General features: G+C 68.8%; 17 protein-coding genes and 1 tRNA gene. 15 read left to right on the forward strand and 3 right to left on the reverse strand.

All coding sequences use genetic code 11. The features are described from left to right. Positions 1-262: 262 nt before the first annotated feature. The 10 genes from NBT81_RS08885 (at position 263) to NBT81_RS08930 (ending at position 7,757) form a co-directional block, all read left to right on the forward strand. A complete protein-coding gene (locus NBT81_RS08885; protein WP_338737687.1) occupies positions 263-1,219 on the forward strand; it encodes a S49 family peptidase in 957 nt (318 codons plus the stop codon). Continuing rightward, positions 1,209-2,216, forward strand: coding sequence for a DUF4350 domain-containing protein (locus NBT81_RS08890; RefSeq protein ID WP_338737689.1), 1,008 nt, complete (start codon positions 1,209-1,211; stop codon positions 2,214-2,216). Before NBT81_RS08885 ends, NBT81_RS08890 begins: the two co-directional genes overlap by 11 nt. Positions 2,217-2,268: 52 nt before the next feature. Further along, complete coding sequence (locus NBT81_RS08895; protein ID WP_338737691.1) at positions 2,269-2,814, forward strand: peptidylprolyl isomerase; 546 nt, start codon at positions 2,269-2,271, stop codon at positions 2,812-2,814. Positions 2,815-2,886: 72 nt separating this feature from the next. Beyond that, positions 2,887-4,338 carry an aminodeoxychorismate synthase, component I gene (pabB, locus tag NBT81_RS08900; protein WP_425498626.1) on the forward strand — a complete coding sequence of 484 codons (1,452 nt, stop codon included), beginning with the start codon at positions 2,887-2,889 and terminating at the stop codon, positions 4,336-4,338. Continuing rightward, complete coding sequence (locus tag NBT81_RS08905) at positions 4,335-4,916, forward strand: aminodeoxychorismate/anthranilate synthase component II (RefSeq protein WP_338737693.1); 582 nt, start codon at positions 4,335-4,337, stop codon at positions 4,914-4,916. Before pabB ends, NBT81_RS08905 begins: the two co-directional genes overlap by 4 nt. Continuing rightward, a complete protein-coding gene (locus NBT81_RS08910; RefSeq protein ID WP_338737695.1) occupies positions 4,901-5,764 on the forward strand; it encodes an aminotransferase class IV in 864 nt (287 codons plus the stop codon). The genes NBT81_RS08905 and NBT81_RS08910 overlap by 16 nt, the downstream gene beginning before the upstream one ends. A gap of 62 nt (positions 5,765-5,826) precedes the next feature. After that, entirely contained in the window at positions 5,827-6,339 is a 513-nt protein-coding gene (locus NBT81_RS08915; protein ID WP_338737697.1) for a hypothetical protein, read from the forward strand. 94 nt (positions 6,340-6,433) lie between these two features. Then, a tRNA-Leu gene (locus tag NBT81_RS08920) sits at positions 6,434-6,518 on the forward strand. 380 nt (positions 6,519-6,898) lie between these two features. Continuing rightward, positions 6,899-7,384, forward strand: a complete 486-nt coding sequence (locus NBT81_RS08925; RefSeq protein WP_338737699.1) for a DUF5813 family protein — start codon at positions 6,899-6,901, stop codon at positions 7,382-7,384. A gap of 55 nt (positions 7,385-7,439) precedes the next feature. Continuing rightward, entirely contained in the window at positions 7,440-7,757 is a 318-nt protein-coding gene (locus tag NBT81_RS08930; RefSeq protein WP_338737701.1) for a hypothetical protein, read from the forward strand. Here the strand turns inward: NBT81_RS08930 and tmk are convergent. Then, entirely contained in the window at positions 7,754-8,338 is a 585-nt protein-coding gene (tmk, locus tag NBT81_RS08935) for a dTMP kinase (protein ID WP_338737703.1), read from the reverse strand. The genes NBT81_RS08930 and tmk overlap by 4 nt on opposite strands. Positions 8,339-8,468: 130 nt before the next feature. Here tmk and NBT81_RS08940 point away from each other — a divergent pair, with 130 nt between their 5' ends. The 5 genes from NBT81_RS08940 to cofG all read left to right on the forward strand — a co-directional run bounded on the left by NBT81_RS08940 (position 8,469) and on the right by cofG (position 13,301). After that, positions 8,469-9,356, forward strand: coding sequence for a complex I NDUFA9 subunit family protein (locus NBT81_RS08940; RefSeq protein ID WP_338737705.1), 888 nt, complete (start codon positions 8,469-8,471; stop codon positions 9,354-9,356). A gap of 158 nt (positions 9,357-9,514) precedes the next feature. Further along, positions 9,515-10,702 carry a tubulin/FtsZ family protein gene (locus tag NBT81_RS08945; protein WP_338737707.1) on the forward strand — a complete coding sequence of 396 codons (1,188 nt, stop codon included), beginning with the start codon at positions 9,515-9,517 and terminating at the stop codon, positions 10,700-10,702. Further along, a complete protein-coding gene (locus NBT81_RS08950; protein WP_338737709.1) occupies positions 10,671-11,471 on the forward strand; it encodes a hypothetical protein in 801 nt (266 codons plus the stop codon). The genes NBT81_RS08945 and NBT81_RS08950 overlap by 32 nt, the downstream gene beginning before the upstream one ends. Next, a complete protein-coding gene (cofC, locus tag NBT81_RS08955) occupies positions 11,471-12,100 on the forward strand; it encodes a 2-phospho-L-lactate guanylyltransferase (protein ID WP_338737711.1) in 630 nt (209 codons plus the stop codon). Before NBT81_RS08950 ends, cofC begins: the two co-directional genes overlap by 1 nt. 34 nt (positions 12,101-12,134) lie before the next feature. After that, positions 12,135-13,301: a 7,8-didemethyl-8-hydroxy-5-deazariboflavin synthase subunit CofG gene (cofG, locus tag NBT81_RS08960; RefSeq protein ID WP_338737713.1), complete on the forward strand. Its 1,167-nt coding sequence runs from the start codon at positions 12,135-12,137 to the stop codon at positions 13,299-13,301. Here the strand turns inward: cofG and NBT81_RS08965 are convergent. Together NBT81_RS08965 and cofH are read right to left on the reverse strand one after the other, a co-directional pair. After that, positions 13,298-13,852, reverse strand: coding sequence for a metal-dependent hydrolase (locus tag NBT81_RS08965; protein ID WP_425498627.1), 555 nt, complete (start codon positions 13,850-13,852; stop codon positions 13,298-13,300). The two genes, cofG and NBT81_RS08965, sit on opposite strands and share 4 nt — an antisense overlap. 1 nt (position 13,853) lies before the next feature. After that, positions 13,854-15,218 (reverse strand): 7,8-didemethyl-8-hydroxy-5-deazariboflavin synthase subunit CofH, encoded by a 1,365-nt coding sequence (gene cofH, locus NBT81_RS08970; protein ID WP_338737717.1) that lies wholly within the window; start codon positions 15,216-15,218, stop codon positions 13,854-13,856. Positions 15,219-15,233 lie beyond the last annotated feature (15 nt).

The raw sequence follows: 15,233 nt of genomic DNA on the forward strand, positions 1-15,233 counted from the left end.
GGAGCGCTGTGGGAACTCCGAGTTCCCGCGCGCAGTCGGAACGCGTTACGTTCTGACGACATCACCACAGAGCTCCCCCTCGGCCGACAACGAGTCCCGGAGCCAAGACGGTCACGAGAGCGCCGCTCCCGTGGGCCAATCGGACGCTTCGCGTTCCGACGACGCCGGGGACGTTCGAGCCGCGTGCACCTTCGATAGCGCATCTGAACACTACCGTGGGGACCGACCGACGTTTTTTGTACGCCCCTCCCAACCGACGTGTATGGCGAACCGAATTCGGGGTCTTCTGCGGCGGATCGCACGCTCCTACGTGCTGTTCGTCGTCATCGGCGTCGTCGTCGGCCTGGCGCTGGCCCCCGTCGCGTGGAACGCCACCTCCTCCGAGGGGACGGTGGCGGTCGTGCCGGTGGCCGGGACCATCGACGGTGGGACCTCCGCGGGCGTCTCGTCGATGCTCCAGCAGGCCCGATCGGATCCCGACGTGGAAGCTGTCGTACTGCTCGTAAACAGCGGAGGTGGTGGGGCCGCCGCCAGCGAGGAGATGTACCTCCAGACCAAACGGACTGCCGAGGAGATGCCGCTGGTGACGAGCGTCGACGCCTCGGCGGCCTCCGGCGCGTACTACACCATCGCGCCGAGCGATCACATCTACGCCAAACCGTCGTCGACGGTCGGGAGCGTCGGCGTGTTGGCGACGACGCCCCAGGAACTCGAGCCGACGGGCATCGTCTCGACGACGGGCCCGAACAAACTGACCGGCGGCGACGAACGGGAGTTCAACTACATCCTCGAATCCCTGGGTAACGCCTTCGTCGGCGCGGTGTTCGAACAGCGAGGCGACCGGCTGGAGCTGTCGCGGAGCGACGTCGAACAGGCACGCGTCTACAGCGGCACGCAGGCGGTCCAGAACGGGATGGTCGACTCGATCGGCGGCCGGCAGGCTGCGGTCGAGCACGCGGCCGACGAGGCCGACCTCGACAGTTACGACGTGCGTGTGATGCGCCCCGGCGGCACGACGCGGTTCCTCTCGCGGTCGAACTACGTGTCGTCGAATGCGTCGAACAAGGAGATGGTGACCGCGGAGTACCTCTACGGCGAGGAGCCGACCGAACCGGTGTTCCTGATGGTACCGGTGTCGTACCTCGACACGGCCGGCAACGGGTCCGGGACGCCACCGACGAACGCCACCGCGGACCTGGGAGGAACGCATGTGGCGTGAACTCGGCAAGCGGGTCGCCGTCCTCGTCGTGACCGTCGTCGTCGTGGTGGCGGTGGCGGGCGCGGGACCAGTACTCATCCAAGACGCGGAGGACGGGGACGGGTCCGACACGCCGGCGAACCCCGAGTACGACCCGGCGACCGTCGCGCCCGACGCAATCGAGGCGACCGGCGACATCGACGCCGACCCCGCGGCGGACGCCGACGACAGCGGGACGGTCCTCATCGACCGGGGGCACGCGAACCGGTTCTCGCGGACGGACATCGAACCGATCGTCGACGCGCTGGTGCGACAGGGGTACGACGTCGAGTTCTACAACGACGGGAACCTGGAGGCGTATCTAGAGGACGCCGACGCGTTCCTCGTCGTCGACCCCGGTCAGGAGTACCTCACCGGCGACGTCGACGACGTGCGGGCGTTCACCCGGAACGGCGGCCGGCTAGTGATGGTCGGCGAACCCGATCGGACGGCGGTCAGTACCGGGCTCCTCGGGTCGAGCATCACGACGCAGGAGAGTCGGCTCACGACCCTCGCCTCCAACTACGGAATGAGCGTCGACACGCAGTACCTCTACAACCAGGAGCACTCGGACGGGACGTTCAAGCACGTCCTCGCGCGGCCGACCGGGGCGGGTGGCGTCGACGACGTCGACCGGCTAGCGATGTACACCGCCGCGGCCGTCACCGCCGACGACGGGACCGTGCTCGCACGGAGCGCGCCGAACACCCACAAGTCGGGATCGGACGGGGAGAGCGGCGAGTATCCGGTCGCCGTCCGCTCGAACAACGCCCTCCTGGTGGGTGACAAGACGTTCATGCGGAGCGACCGCTACAACGTCGCAGACAACGAGGAGTTCCTCGCCTACCTCGTCGAGTTCATGATCGAGGGCGACCACGGAACGGCGTCTGCGGGACCTGACGGTGGATCGGAGTCCGACCCGGAACCGGAGCCCACGCCCACGCCAACGCCGACGGCGACGCCCACGCCGAGCGACTGATCTCCCGGTGGCCGGTCAGCAACGTTATCCCGGCGGGCCGTCAGATAGCGATATGAGCAATCCAACTGCGACGCTCCGGACGACGCACGGCGATATTACGGTCGAACTGTTCGAGGAACGCTCGCCGAAGATGGTCGAGAACTTCGTCAACCTCGCGGAGCACGACCCCGCCGCGAACGACGACCCCGGCCCCGAGACGACGACGTGGGAGGACCCCGAGACGGGTGAGATCCGCGGGGACGCGCTGTACAACGACGTTCCCTTCCACCGAATCATCGCGGGCTTCATGCTCCAGTGTGGCGACCCGACCGGGACCGGGCGTGGCGGCCCCGGCTACACCTTCGACGACGAATTCCACCCCGACCTGAGCCACGACGGCCCGGGCGTCCTCTCGATGGCCAACCGCGGCCCGGACACCAACGGCTCGCAGTTCTTCATCACGCTGGACGCCCAGCCACACCTCGACGGCGACCACGCGGTGTTCGGCGAGGTCGTCGACGGGATGGACGTCGTCGAGGAGATCGGAGCCGTCCCGACGGGACCGAACGACCAGCCCCAGGAGGACGTCGTGTTGAAGGCCGTCGATGTCGAGCGCTGAGTCGACGGTCCGGGCGCGACATCAGACGGGCGGTGAGCGCGGCGACGCCGACGGAGACGGGGAGGTGCGGGCGTGACTGGGACGGTAGCGACCGATCGGTTGGCGTTCCGGACGGCCGCCGAGGAGGGGACGCCCGAGACGCGCGTGCCGGTCGTCGTGGAGTTGGAGGCGGACCCCTTCGACGCCTACCGGCGGGCACGCGGCGAGGACCCTTCGGTCTTCTTCGAGACATCGGGGGGACAGCCCGGGTGGGGGTACTTCGGCGTCGACCCCGACACCGTCCACGAGGTGGACGGGGAGGGCGTCCTGGGGACGATCACCGACCTCGTCGACGGGGAGACACTCGCCCGGGGCGACTGCGAGGTACCGTACCCCGGCGGCTTCTTCGGATGGCTCTCCTACGACGCCGTCCGCGAGATAGAGGATCTGCCGTCGACGACGGTCGACGACCGCGGACTGCCACGGCTCCAACTCGCCCGCTACACCTGCCTCGTCGCGTGGCGAGCGGGGGAGTCGACGCTCCGCGTCGTCGCGACGCCGCGGGTCGGCGACGACCCCGACGCCGCGTACGACCGGGGGATCGAGCGGGCGCGAGCGCTCGCGACGGCCGCGACGGAGGGTGATCCCTCCGTTGGCCCGCCGCCGGTGGCGGGGCCGGCGACCTTCACGAGTTCCTGCGAACGGTCGGCGTACGCCGACCGGGTTCGGCGGGTCAAGGAGTACATCCGCGACGGCGACACGTTCCAGGCCAACGTCTCCCACCGCCTGACCGCGCCGGCGGCTGTCCACCCCGTGGAGGCCTTCGCCGCCCTGCGGGAGGTGAACCCAGCGCCCTACTCGGGGCTGGTCGAGTTCCCCGGTGTCGACCTGGTGAGCGCCAGTCCGGAACTCCTGCTGGAGCGCGAGGGGGACCGGCTCCGAACCGAACCCATCGCCGGGACGCGTCCCCGAGGCGCGGACGCCGAGGCGGACCGCCGACTGGAAGCCGACCTCAGGGCGGACGAGAAAGAGCGGGCGGAACACGCGATGCTGGTCGACCTGGAGCGCAACGACTTGGGGAAGGTGAGCGAGTACGGCTCGGTCACCGTCGACGAGTACCGCCGGATCGACCGCTACTCCGAGGTGTTCCACCTCGTGTCGACGGTGACCGGGCGACTGCACGACGACCACGGCCTGGGCGACGCCATCGGCGCGACGTTTCCCGGCGGGACGATCACCGGCGCGCCCAAACCCCGGACGATGGAGATCATCGACGAGGTCGAACGTCACCGGCGCGGCCCCTACACCGGAAGCATGGCCGCCATCGGCTTCGACGACCGGGCGACACTCAACATCATCATCCGGACGCTGGTCCGCCACGGCGACGAGTACCACCTCCGGGTGGGCGGGGGCGTCGTCCACGACTCGGTGCCGGATCGGGAGTACGACGAGACGCTGGCGAAGGCACGTGCGCTGATCAACGCCGTCGACGCCGCACTCGAGGGTGAGACGGAGATGGAGATGGAGACGGAGGGGGAGGCGTGAGCCGAGTCCTCGTCGTCGACAACTACGACTCCTTCGCCTACAACCTCGTCCAGCACGTCGGCGAGTTCGCGGGGGAGGTGGTTGTTCGCCGGAACGACGCCGTCGACGTCGACGGGATCAGGGAGTTGGACCCGGACGGCATCGTCGTCTCGCCGGGACCCGGAACGCCCGTGGATGCGGGCGTGTCGATGCCGATCTTCGCCGACCTCACCGTCCCCACGCTCGGTGTTTGTCTCGGCCACCAGGCGCTGTGCGCGGTCCACGGCGCGACGGTCGGCCACGCACCCGAGGTAGTCCACGGGAAGCGCTCGGTCGTCGACCACGACGGACGGGGCGTGTTCACCGGGCTCCCCGACCGACTGGAGGTGGGGCGCTACCACTCGCTCGCGGTCGACACCGACGACGTGCCCGACGTTTTGGAAGCGACGGCTTGGACGGACGACGAGGCGGGTGTCGTGATGGGTGTGCGCCACCGGCGCGAACCCCACGTCGGCGTCCAGTTCCACCCCGAGAGTATTCTGACCGACGGCGGCAAACGACTCGTCCAAAACTTCCTCGACATATGCAGTACCACGTGAACGGCCGACTGGTCGACGAGAGCGAAGCGACGGTGAGCGTCGAGGACCGCGGCTTCCAGTACGGCGACGCCGCCTTCGAGACGCTCCGGGCCTACGGCGGGACGGTCTTCGAGTGGGACGCCCACCGCGACCGTCTCGCCGGGACCTGCGAGACACTCGGCATGCCGGATGCGGTCCCCGACGACCTCCACGACCGGATCGTCGCGACCCTCGAGGCGAACGCCCTCGCCGACGCGTACGTCCGTGCGTCGGTGACTCGCGGCGTCCAAGCCGGCAAACTCACGCCGGCACCCGAGGTGGACCCGACGGTCGTCGTCGTCGTCAAGCCCCTCCCACGGGGCGGGGTCGAGGGGACGCCGGTGTGGGACCGACCGGCGACGGTGCGGACCGTCGAGACGCGCCGCGTCCCGGAGGCCGCGATGCCCGCCGACGCCAAGACCCACAACTACCTCGACGGGATCCTCGCACGCCTCGAACTCCGGGGGACCGACGCCGACGAGGCACTCGTGTGCGACGTCGAGGGACACGTCGCCGAAGGCGCGACGAGCAACGTCTTCCTCGTCGACAGCGGCGTCCTCCGGACGCCCACACTCTCGGGGCCGATCCTGCCGGGCGTGACGCGGAGGGTCGTCCTCGATATCGCCCGCGAGCTCGATGTTCCGGTCGAGACGGGACGGTACGACGTCGACGACGTGCGGGCGGCCGAGGAGGCGTTCCTGACGAACACGACCTGGGCGGTCCGACCCGTCGCGTCGGTCGACGGCGTCGACGTCGGCGGCGGGCCGATCACCGATCGCCTCGCGTCGGCGTTCGACCGACGGGTCGAGGCGTGGTACGACGGCGAATAAGTGTCGGATAATTTATTATCGTCTGACGATGGTTTATCACCGAGAAGGTCGATACGGCGAGTATGAAGATCGATCCAGCCAACGGGAGCGACACCGACGCGGAGCGACCGGACGCCGTCGAAGCGGACGGCGGGGCCGAGGCGGAAGCGCGCCTGGCCGACGACGGCGACACCGAACCCGAAGCGAGCCTGGTCGACGAGTCGACCGGGGCCGAGACGGACGACGCCGACGAGTCGGCCGTCGTCGACGCCGCCGAACCGCTGACGATAACGCTGCCGGACGGGAGCGAGAGCGTCTCGGAGGCGATCCTCTCGAACCGGCGGATGCTCACGAACCCGGACGAGCACGACCTGGTGTCGGCGGGCGAACTCGAGGAGGTGCGCGACGCGGTCGACACCCTGTCGACGGAGGTGTCGGACGACCTTCGGGACGAAGTGGCGACCCTCGAAACGTCGCTCGAGGAGGTCGAGAAGCACATCGACCGCCAGGGGCGACAGATCGAGGAGCTTCGCGACACCGTCACGTCGCTCGCGGAGATTCTCGGTGCGTCGGTCGAGTTCCAAGAGACCGAGTGAGGCCGTCGGTCGGACCGCCCCGTTCGCAGTGACCGATCGAACACTCGCGGGACCGAAAGCCACTTGCGGGACAGTAGGGAACGGGCACCGTGGCGCGAGGGTGGCCGAGCCAGGCCAAAGGCGGCGGGCTTAAGACCCGCTCTCGAAGGAGTTCGGGGGTTCGAATCCCCTCCCTCGCACTACCGCTCCGAACGAACGTGAGGAGCGTGTCGTGTGCCGTGGGGATCGAACCAGAGAGTGGAGCGAACGGAGTGAGCGGAACGACCGTGGTTCGAATCCCCTCGCTCGCATCGAACGAGTACGAACCACGGGGCGTAGCTACGGCTCGTCGGTGTGAACGGAAAAGCGAAAAGCGAGCGTACGGGAAAGAGGGGCCGTACGATCGCTTGCCGCCCTGATTGGTCCCCGCTGACGCTTCGGCCCTCCAGACGAAGCGTCACGTGGGACAAGTCGGGGAAGAGACTTAAACGTGCCGCCGGCGGCATGACCCTCGGGAGTCGAAAGCACCGGTCGGCGGCGACGCGAGGGACTTTTACCCGCCCGCGACCTCCGTCGAACTATGACCGAGACGCCGAGGCGGGTCGAACGCGCGGTCCGCGACGACGGGGCGTTCGATCCGACCGACGACGGGCGATTCGAACTGACGACCACGGTGTTCGAAGCCGTGATGACGGCGACCGAGACGGACGGACGGATCGACTTCGAGGTGCGGATGCGGGCGCCGTCGCTCTCCGCGGCCGTCGACGGCGACGTGGCCGACGTGATCGAGGAGGGGTGGCTGGAGACGTTCGAGCGACGGATCGAGGACGTCGGCGGTGCCATGCGCGGCGACGACGCGCCGGAGCCGACGGTCCGCGCGACGACGGACGAAATCGTCGTCGAGGCGGCGTTCACCGACATCAACGAGCGCCGCGGCGTCGGGGACGCGGCCGCGATCGTCAACTACGCCGAGGGAACCTACGTGCAGGGGCTCATCCCGGGCTACGACTACGTCGACCCGGTCGCGGGACTGGTCGATCGGGCGCGCCGGACGGGTGAGCGCTGATACGGGTTCTCGTACGAGTCGACAGGCCAAAGCCGGTTGAACCCCTCGTCCCCCCATGGCGACGGTCCTCGACATCGCCCTGATGGGCGTCGTTCTCGTCGGCAACACCTTCCTGGCGGCCGTGATGACCCGATTTTTCCGCATCCAACTCGATACGCGGTGGGGGGCGATCGTCTACACCGCGTTCCTGGTTCCGGTCGTCCTCGTGGTGACGACGATCGGCGCGTTCAGCCTCGGCGTGGGCGTCGACCTCGGGAGCGCGGCCGCCGCCCTCGCGCTGATGGTCGGGCTACCGATGGGGCTGGGTGTGACGATCGACGTACTGTACGTCCCCGCGCCGGACGAGTACGACCTCCCCGACACGGCGCGCTAGTCGACCAGTCGGTCGGCCGCCGTCGTCACGTCGTCGAGCACCACGTCCAGTGGTCGGGTGGCGTCGATACGGACGAACCGGTCGGGCTCGTCGGCCAACAGCCGTTCGTATCGGTCCCTGACTGCACGGAGGTGCTCGACCCGCTCGAACTTGTTCGTCCCGCCGCTTCGCTCGGCAGCAGTCTCGGGGTCGACGTCGAGGTAGAGTGTCGCGTCCGGCGGTCGCGAGAACGGGTCGTGGATCGACCGGACGTACGAGAACGGGTCGTCGACCGCCGCGTCCTCGAGCGTCGCGGCCTGGTAGGCGATCCGAGAGTCGGAGTAGCGATCGGAGACGACGAGCGACCCCTCCGCGAGCGCCGGCCGGATCACCCGGGAGAGGTGGTCGGCGTGGTCGGCGGTGTAGAGGAAGAGTTCGGCGAGGGGATCGGCGTCGTCGTCGTCGATGGACCGGGCGACCGCGTCGCCGTACCACGAGTCGGTGGGCTCGCGGGTGAACACCGCCTCGGGGTGGTGGTCCCGGAGCGCCCGCCACGCGGTCGTCTTGCCGCTGCCGTCGAGACCCTCCAGCGTGAGGAGCATACCCCAGCATACCGGGGGACGGGGTTAATCCTCCGGGTCGGCGTCGCCGCGAGCGGCGCCGAGACCGGGTAGCGGTCGGGAGACCGGTGGGCGCGTTACCTTTAGGTCGGTACGTGGCCACCTACGAGTCATGAAGATCCTGGTCACCGGCGGGAGCGGATTCGTCGGTCGATACCTGTGTCGCGAGCTGAAGGCCCGCGGCCACTCCGTGACGGCACTCTCCCGAACGCCGAGCGACGGCGACCTGCCGGGCGGCGTCGAGAAGGCGATGGGCGACGTGACGGCGTACGACTCGTTGGTCGAACCGATGCGCGGGCAGGACGCGGTCGTCAACCTGGTGGCGCTCTCGCCGCTGTTCAAGCCGTCGGGCGGCGACGGGATGCACGACCGGATTCACCGGCAGGGGACCGAGAACGTCGTTCGGGCGGCCGAGGAGAGCGGCGTCGAGAAGCTCCTCCAGATGAGCGCGCTCGGTGCCGACCCCGACGGGGCGACGGCGTACATCCGCGCGAAGGGCGAGGCCGAAAAGATCGTCGAGTCGTCGTCCCTGCGGCACGTGATCTTCCGGCCGTCAGTGATCTTCGGCGACGGAGGCGAGTTCGTCCCCTTCACGAAGAAACTCGCGCCGCCGTATCTCACGCCCCTGCCGGGCGGCGGGAAGACCCGCTTTCAGCCCGTCTGGATCGAGGATCTGGTCCCGATGCTCGCCGACGCGATCGAGGACGAAACCTACTACGACGGCGTCTACGAGATCGGCGGCCCCGAACGCCTCACCCTCGCGGAGGTGGCCAAGCAGGTCCACAGCAGCGAGGGGCGGCCGATGACGGTCCTGCCCGTCCCCATGGGACTGGCCAAGATCGGATTGACGGCACTCGGGAGTCTTCCCGGTGCGCCGATGGGTGCCGACCAGTACCGCTCGCTCCAGTTCGACAACACGACCGACCACAACGACATCGAGGCGTTCGACGTGACCGAGAGTGACTTGACGACACTAGGAGAGTACCTCCGGAGCCGCTGACGGACGGCAGACGGGTGTCTGACGCCGACCTCTCGCCGACGATCCGGCTGCGGTCGGTCGATTAACGGCGCCAAACCGTCGGGTGACGGAGTGGTCGCCCACAAGGTTTATGTTCGCTTTGTACCTGCGTTATTCCCAATGAACAGGGGTCTGAAACGATGAAACTGGCCATGATCGGCTTCGGACAGGCCGGCGGCAAGGTCGTCGACAAGTTCCTCGAGTACGACCAGCGTACGGGGAGCGAGATCGTCCGGGCCGCCGTCGCCGTCAACACGGCCAAGGCCGACCTGATGGGTCTCGAATACATTCCGCAGGAGCAGCGCGTCCTCATCGGCCAGTCCCGCGTGAAGGGACACGGTGTGGGCGCCGACAACGAACTCGGCGCGGAGATCGCCGAGGAGGATATCGGCGAGATTCAGGGTGCCATCGACGACATCCCGGTCCACGAGGTGGACGCCTTCCTCGTCGTCGCCGGACTGGGCGGCGGCACCGGGAGCGGCGGGTCGCCCGTGCTGGCGAAACACCTCAAGACGATCTACACGGAGCCAGTGTACGGACTGGGCATCCTCCCCGGAAGCGACGAGGGTGGCATCTACACGCTCAACGCCGCCCGCTCGTTCCAGACGCTCGTCAACGAGGTCGACAACCTCCTCGTGTTCGACAACGACGCGTGGCGAAAGACGGGCGAGTCCGTCCAGAGTGGCTACGACGATATCAACGACGAGATCGTTCGCCGGTTCGGTATCCTGTTCGGAGCCGGTGAGGTACGCCAGGGCCAAGAGGTCGCCGAATCCGTCGTCGACAGTTCGGAGATCATCAACACCCTCTCGGGCGGTGGCGTCTCGACGGTCGGCTACGCCTCCGAGACGGTCGAGCGCAAACAGGAGTCGAACGGTCTGCTGTCGAAACTCACCGGTAACGATCAGTCCATCGAGGACCAACTCGACTCCGCCAACACAACCAACCGTATCATGAGCCTGGTTCGCAAGGCGGCGCTGGGACGCCTGACCCTCCCCTGTGAGATCGACGGAACCGAGCGCGCCCTCCTCGTGATGGCTGGACCCTCCGCCTACCTCAACCGAAAGGGGATCGAACGGGGTCGAAAGTGGCTCGAAGAGCAGACCGGCAGCATGGAGGTCCGCGGCGGCGACTACCCCGTCAACGACAGCGACTTCGTCGCCTCCGCCATCCTGCTGTCGGGGGTCACGAACGTTCCCCGGATCAAGGAGCTCCAGCAGGTCGCCATCGAAGCACAGGACAACATCAGCGAGATCCGCGAAGAGAGCGAATCCAACCTCCAAAACCTGGTCGAAGATGACGAGGACGAACTCGAATCGCTCTTCTAGGGTCGTCCTCGCCACGGTCATCGTGCTGCTCGCCGCGACCGTCCCGGCGGCGGCGGTGTCCGTCACTGGCGAGGACGTCCCCTCGGAGGGGGAAGTCGGCACGCAGGTTTCGGCGACGATCACGCTGGAAGAACTGTACCAGAACCCACAGAGCGAGCGGTGGCAACTGTCGGGGGAGACGGGACTGACCGACGTGTCGTGGACCGTGACGCTCTACGACCAGACTGGCTCACAGGTCGACATCGTCGAACCGACCGGCCAGTCCTTCTCGTCGGTCGATATCGCCGCCGAGAGCGGCACGGCGGCGGTCGAGATCCGCGTCACCGGAACCGTGCCCGCGATCGACTCGTACAGCTACGACCCGGCCGAGGAGTTCCTGCTGATGGAACTCACGCGCGGCCAGGAGGGCGGAGCCAGCAACACGATCGATAGCTGGCAGACCCACCACTACACCGCCGAGAGCGACTCGGCACGCGAGGCCATCGATGAGGCCGGGAGCGCGATCGACGACGCGGAGGCGAGCGGTGCGACTCCCAGCGACGCACGGGCCAACTACGAGGACGCGATCGCCGCCTACGAGGAGGGGAGCTTCGGTGTCGCGACCAACCTCGCCAACCGGGCGACCGAGCAGGCAAACAGCGCCCAGCAGTCCCAGCAGACCCAGCAGTTGCTCATCTACGCCGTCGGCGGCCTGCTCGTGGTCGCGCTCGCCGTCGGGGGCGTCCTCTACTGGCGCTCCCAACAGGGCCCCGAGGATCCGCTGGGGTAATGCGGACCCTCGTCCCGTTCGAGGCGACACGACCAAAGACGCGACTCGACCCCTTACTCGCCGCCGACGAGCGGGCGGCGTTCGCCCGTGCGATGCTCCGTGACGTGATCGATGCCGTCGAGCGCGCCGGTCACGATCCCGAGGTGGTGTCGACCGCACCCCTGGACTCGGTCGAGGGCCCCGTCGCGGTCGACGACCGCCCGCTCTCGGCGGCGGTGAACGACCGTCTCGACGGAGCGGACGCGCCGGTGGCCGTCATCGTCGCGGACCTCGGTCTGGTGACGCCGGCGGCCGTGCGTCGCCTCGTCGACGGTGGCGGAGACGCCGACGTCGCCATCGCCCCGGGACGGGGTGGCGGGACGAACGGTCTGGTCGTCGCCCACCCCGAGTTCCGGGTCGACTTCCACGGCACCTCCTACCGCGACCACCGCCGGGCCGCCCACGCGGTCGGGGCGACGGTCCGCGTCGTCGACTCGATGCGGCTGTCGACCGACGTGGACGAACCCGCGGACCTCGTCGAGGTGTTGCTCCACGGCGAAGGCAGGGCGGCGTCGTGGCTCCGGTCGGCCGGGGTCGACCTCGACGGCGGCGACGGCCGGGTCGGGGTGCGGAGGGCGGACGAGGGGTGATACCTTTTTCACCGTCGGCCGACCATCCGGAGTCGTGTCACGGGCACCCGAGACCGACGACGAACGGGTCGACCCCGATTCGCTCGTCGACGCCGACGCCGTCGACACCCTCCTCGGCGTCACCCCGGCGGACGTCGACCCGGCGGCGGAGCTCAGCTTCGCGCGAAACGTCTTCCTGCCGCTGACGACAGCCTGCCGGTACACCTGCACCTACTGTTCGTTCTACGACGTGCCCGGCGAGGCGACGCTGATGCCCCCGGACGCGGTCCGGGAGCAACTGCGCCACGGGGCGGCGGCCGGCTGTACCGAGGCGCTGTTCACGTTCGGCGACGCGCCGGACGATCGGTACACGGCGATCCACGACCGGCTCGACGAGTTGGGCTGTGACTCGATGCTCGACTACCTCGTAGAGGCCTGCGAGATGGCGCTCGACGCCGGCCTGCTCCCCCACAGCAACCCCGGCGACCTGACCGAGGCGGAGTTCGACCGCCTCGCCGAGGTGAACGCGAGCATGGGCGTAATGTTGGAGACGACGGCCGACGTGACCGCCCACTCCGGGAGTCGGAAGAAGACCCCCGAGCGCCGACTCGGGACGATCCGTGCGGCCGGCGAGGCCTCCGTACCCTTTACCACGGGCATCCTCGTCGGCATCGGCGAACGGCCCCGCGACCGGGCCGAGAGCCTCCTCGCCATCGCCGCGCTCCACGAGCGGTACGGCCACGTTCAGGAGGTGATCGTCCAGAACGTCGTGCCCAACGAACGCTCCGAGTTCGACCGGCCGAGCGTCGAGACGATGCGCGAGACGGTAGCGATGGCCCGGGCGGCACTGCCTCCGGAGGTGTCCGTGCAGGTCCCGCCCAACCTCTCGCCGACCCGCGAGTTGCTCGACTGTGGCGTCGACGACCTGGGCGGCGTCTCGCCGGTCACGGAGGACTACATCAACCCCGACTACGCCTGGCCCGAACTCGGCGAACTGCGGGACATCGCGGCGTCGGCGGACGTCCCCCTGCGGGAGCGACTTCCGACCCACGAGCGATACCTTCCCGAACGGTTCCGACGGGCGGCCGGCCGGCCGGCGGCCGAGGGATCGTGGCTCCGCCTCCCCATCCGCGAGGCGCTCGACGGGATGGAACAGCGTCGGGCGGCCGGCGAGGGCGGGCAGGAGCGGCGGCCACGCCCTCCGGCGGCCGACGACGACTAGAGCAACCGCTCCTCGACCCGAGGCAGGTGCTTGCGGACGAGTGTGTAGAGCGCGCCGACTGCGAGGAAGGCGACGGTCACCCGACGGACGGTCGGCCCGAAGAGGACGAGGCCCGGCGAGAAACAGAGTACGGTGACGAGGTAGTCCTCGGGGGCGCCGTCGTAGCGGATCCAGTAGCGCGGGGCGATCCACTGGCTCCGCGAGTGGAGGTACACCGCCTCGGCGGAGGTTCGCTCCCACGGGCGGGCTTCCGTCCCGGCACCGAAGACGTCGCTCACGGAGTGGACGGCCGCCGAGCAGAGGAAGGTGGCGACGGCGACTGTCTCCGGGCCGGGCGCGACGGCGGCGACGACGAGGGCGGGAACCGTCCCCACCCAGTAGTAGTCGGGGAAGTGGAGCGTCCTTCGGTGGACGCCGGCGAGCAAGTCGAGGTCGGGGAAGACACCGCCAGCGACGCCGGCGAGGGCGGCGACGGGGGCGAGGTCTGGAGCCACGACCGTCAGCGGCAGGGCCAGACAGAGGCCGACGGCCGCGTGGGTGGTGGCCATCATGTCAGTCGTCCGCCGGCGATGGGGGGGAGGTATCGAGCATCGGCGTGCCGTCGGCGCGGGGGCCCAGACGCGGGCCGTGGGGCCGCTCGTCCGGGTCGATCGGGCGACGGCGCTCGTAGTCGGTCGAGCGCTCGACCGGCCGCCGGCCGATGGCCGTCACCATGTCGACGTAGTCGGCGACCGACCGAAACTCGCCGTAGTCGCCGCCCGCGCGCTTGGTAATCTCTTCGGAGAGCAGCGTCCCCATGAAGTCGTTCGCGCCACAGGAGAGCGTCTTCAGCGACTTCTGGTCGCCGAACTTCGTCCACGAGGTCTGGATGTTCTCGATGTTGTCGAGAAAGAGACGGGAGACGGCGATCATGAGTTCGTCCTCGGCGTCGCTCGCGCCGCCGTCGACGAGGCCCCGTTCGTACAGCGGCGTCCGCTCGTGGACGAAAGAGAGGGGGACGAACTCGGTGATACCACCGGTGCGGTCCTGCAGGTCGCGCACCCGCTTCAGGTGCATGACGCGGTGCATCTCGTTCTCGACGTGGCCGTACATGATCGTCGCGGTGACGGGGAGACCGGCGGCCATCGCTCCCTCCATCGCGTCCAGCCACTCGTCGGTGTCGATCTTCGCGGGACAGATCACGTCCCGAACCTCGTCGACGAGTATCTCGGCGGCCGTGCCGGGGACGCTGTCGAGGCCGGCCTCGCGGAGGCGGCGGTAGACCGACTCGTAGGAGCGGTCGGTGCCCCTACGGGCGTGGTAGGCCTCCTCGGGCGTGATCGAGTGGACGTGGACGCCGTCGACCGACATGGCGCGGATCTGTTCGGCGTACGTGCCCGGCGACGTGGTGTAGGCATCGGGCGGCCGGTAGTTCACCCGCTCGGGGTCCGGATGAGAGGCGAGCAGTTCGCGGTGGTCAGAATCGAGGGCGAAGGCGGGGTGGAGGCCGCTGACCGAACACACCTCGTAGATACCCATGTCGAGGGCGTCCTCGACGGCCTGCCGGGACTCGGCGGGTGTCTTGGTGAACCCGCCGTGGTCGTCGGGGGCGTCGGTCTCGAACGTCGACGCGCGGTCCTTGAAATTACAGAACAGACAGCCAGTGTCGCAGGCCGTCGTGACGTTGTTGTTGAGGTTGGCGACGAAGGTGACGTCGTCGCCGACCACCTCCGCGCGGCGGTGGTCGGCCGCCTCCAACACGCGCTCCTTCCGAACGGGGTCGATTCCGGAGCTGTCGGTGCCGGTCGTCAGGAGTTCGACGCCGTCGGCGACGGTGAGGCGGTGGCCGTCCCGGGCTTTCGCGAGTGCGTTCTCGAAGTGCTGGTCGGTCTCGGGGACGTGATCGAACGCCGCAACCGCCTCGGCCGGGTCGCTCATCGAATCGAGAGAAGT

Origin of the sequence: Haloplanus sp. CK5-1, from assembly GCF_037201915.1 — an archaeon.
Taxonomy (GTDB): Archaea; Halobacteriota; Halobacteria; order Halobacteriales; family Haloferacaceae; genus Haloplanus; species Haloplanus salilacus.

What these genes read in the sequence shown, in the direction of transcription:
- NBT81_RS08885 (WP_338737687.1), top strand. Translation starts at nt 263, where the DNA reads ATGGCGAACCGAATTCGGGGTCTTCTGCGGCGGATCGCACGCTCCTAC.
- NBT81_RS08890 (WP_338737689.1), top strand. Translation starts at nt 1,209, where the DNA reads ATGTGGCGTGAACTCGGCAAGCGGGTCGCCGTCCTCGTCGTGACCGTC.
- NBT81_RS08895 (WP_338737691.1), top strand. Translation starts at nt 2,269, where the DNA reads ATGAGCAATCCAACTGCGACGCTCCGGACGACGCACGGCGATATTACG.
- NBT81_RS08910 (WP_338737695.1), top strand. Translation starts at nt 4,901, where the DNA reads ATGCAGTACCACGTGAACGGCCGACTGGTCGACGAGAGCGAAGCGACG.
- NBT81_RS08915 (WP_338737697.1), top strand. Translation starts at nt 5,827, where the DNA reads ATGAAGATCGATCCAGCCAACGGGAGCGACACCGACGCGGAGCGACCG.
- NBT81_RS08925 (WP_338737699.1), top strand. Translation starts at nt 6,899, where the DNA reads ATGACCGAGACGCCGAGGCGGGTCGAACGCGCGGTCCGCGACGACGGG.
- NBT81_RS08930 (WP_338737701.1), top strand. Translation starts at nt 7,440, where the DNA reads ATGGCGACGGTCCTCGACATCGCCCTGATGGGCGTCGTTCTCGTCGGC.
- tmk (WP_338737703.1), bottom strand. Translation starts at nt 8,338, where the DNA reads ATGCTCCTCACGCTGGAGGGTCTCGACGGCAGCGGCAAGACGACCGCG.
- NBT81_RS08940 (WP_338737705.1), top strand. Translation starts at nt 8,469, where the DNA reads ATGAAGATCCTGGTCACCGGCGGGAGCGGATTCGTCGGTCGATACCTG.
- NBT81_RS08945 (WP_338737707.1), top strand. Translation starts at nt 9,515, where the DNA reads ATGAAACTGGCCATGATCGGCTTCGGACAGGCCGGCGGCAAGGTCGTC.
- NBT81_RS08950 (WP_338737709.1), top strand. Translation starts at nt 10,671, where the DNA reads ATGACGAGGACGAACTCGAATCGCTCTTCTAGGGTCGTCCTCGCCACG.
- cofC (WP_338737711.1), top strand. Translation starts at nt 11,471, where the DNA reads ATGCGGACCCTCGTCCCGTTCGAGGCGACACGACCAAAGACGCGACTC.
- NBT81_RS08965 (WP_425498627.1), bottom strand. Translation starts at nt 13,852, where the DNA reads ATGATGGCCACCACCCACGCGGCCGTCGGCCTCTGTCTGGCCCTGCCG.
- cofH (WP_338737717.1), bottom strand. Translation starts at nt 15,218, where the DNA reads ATGAGCGACCCGGCCGAGGCGGTTGCGGCGTTCGATCACGTCCCCGAG.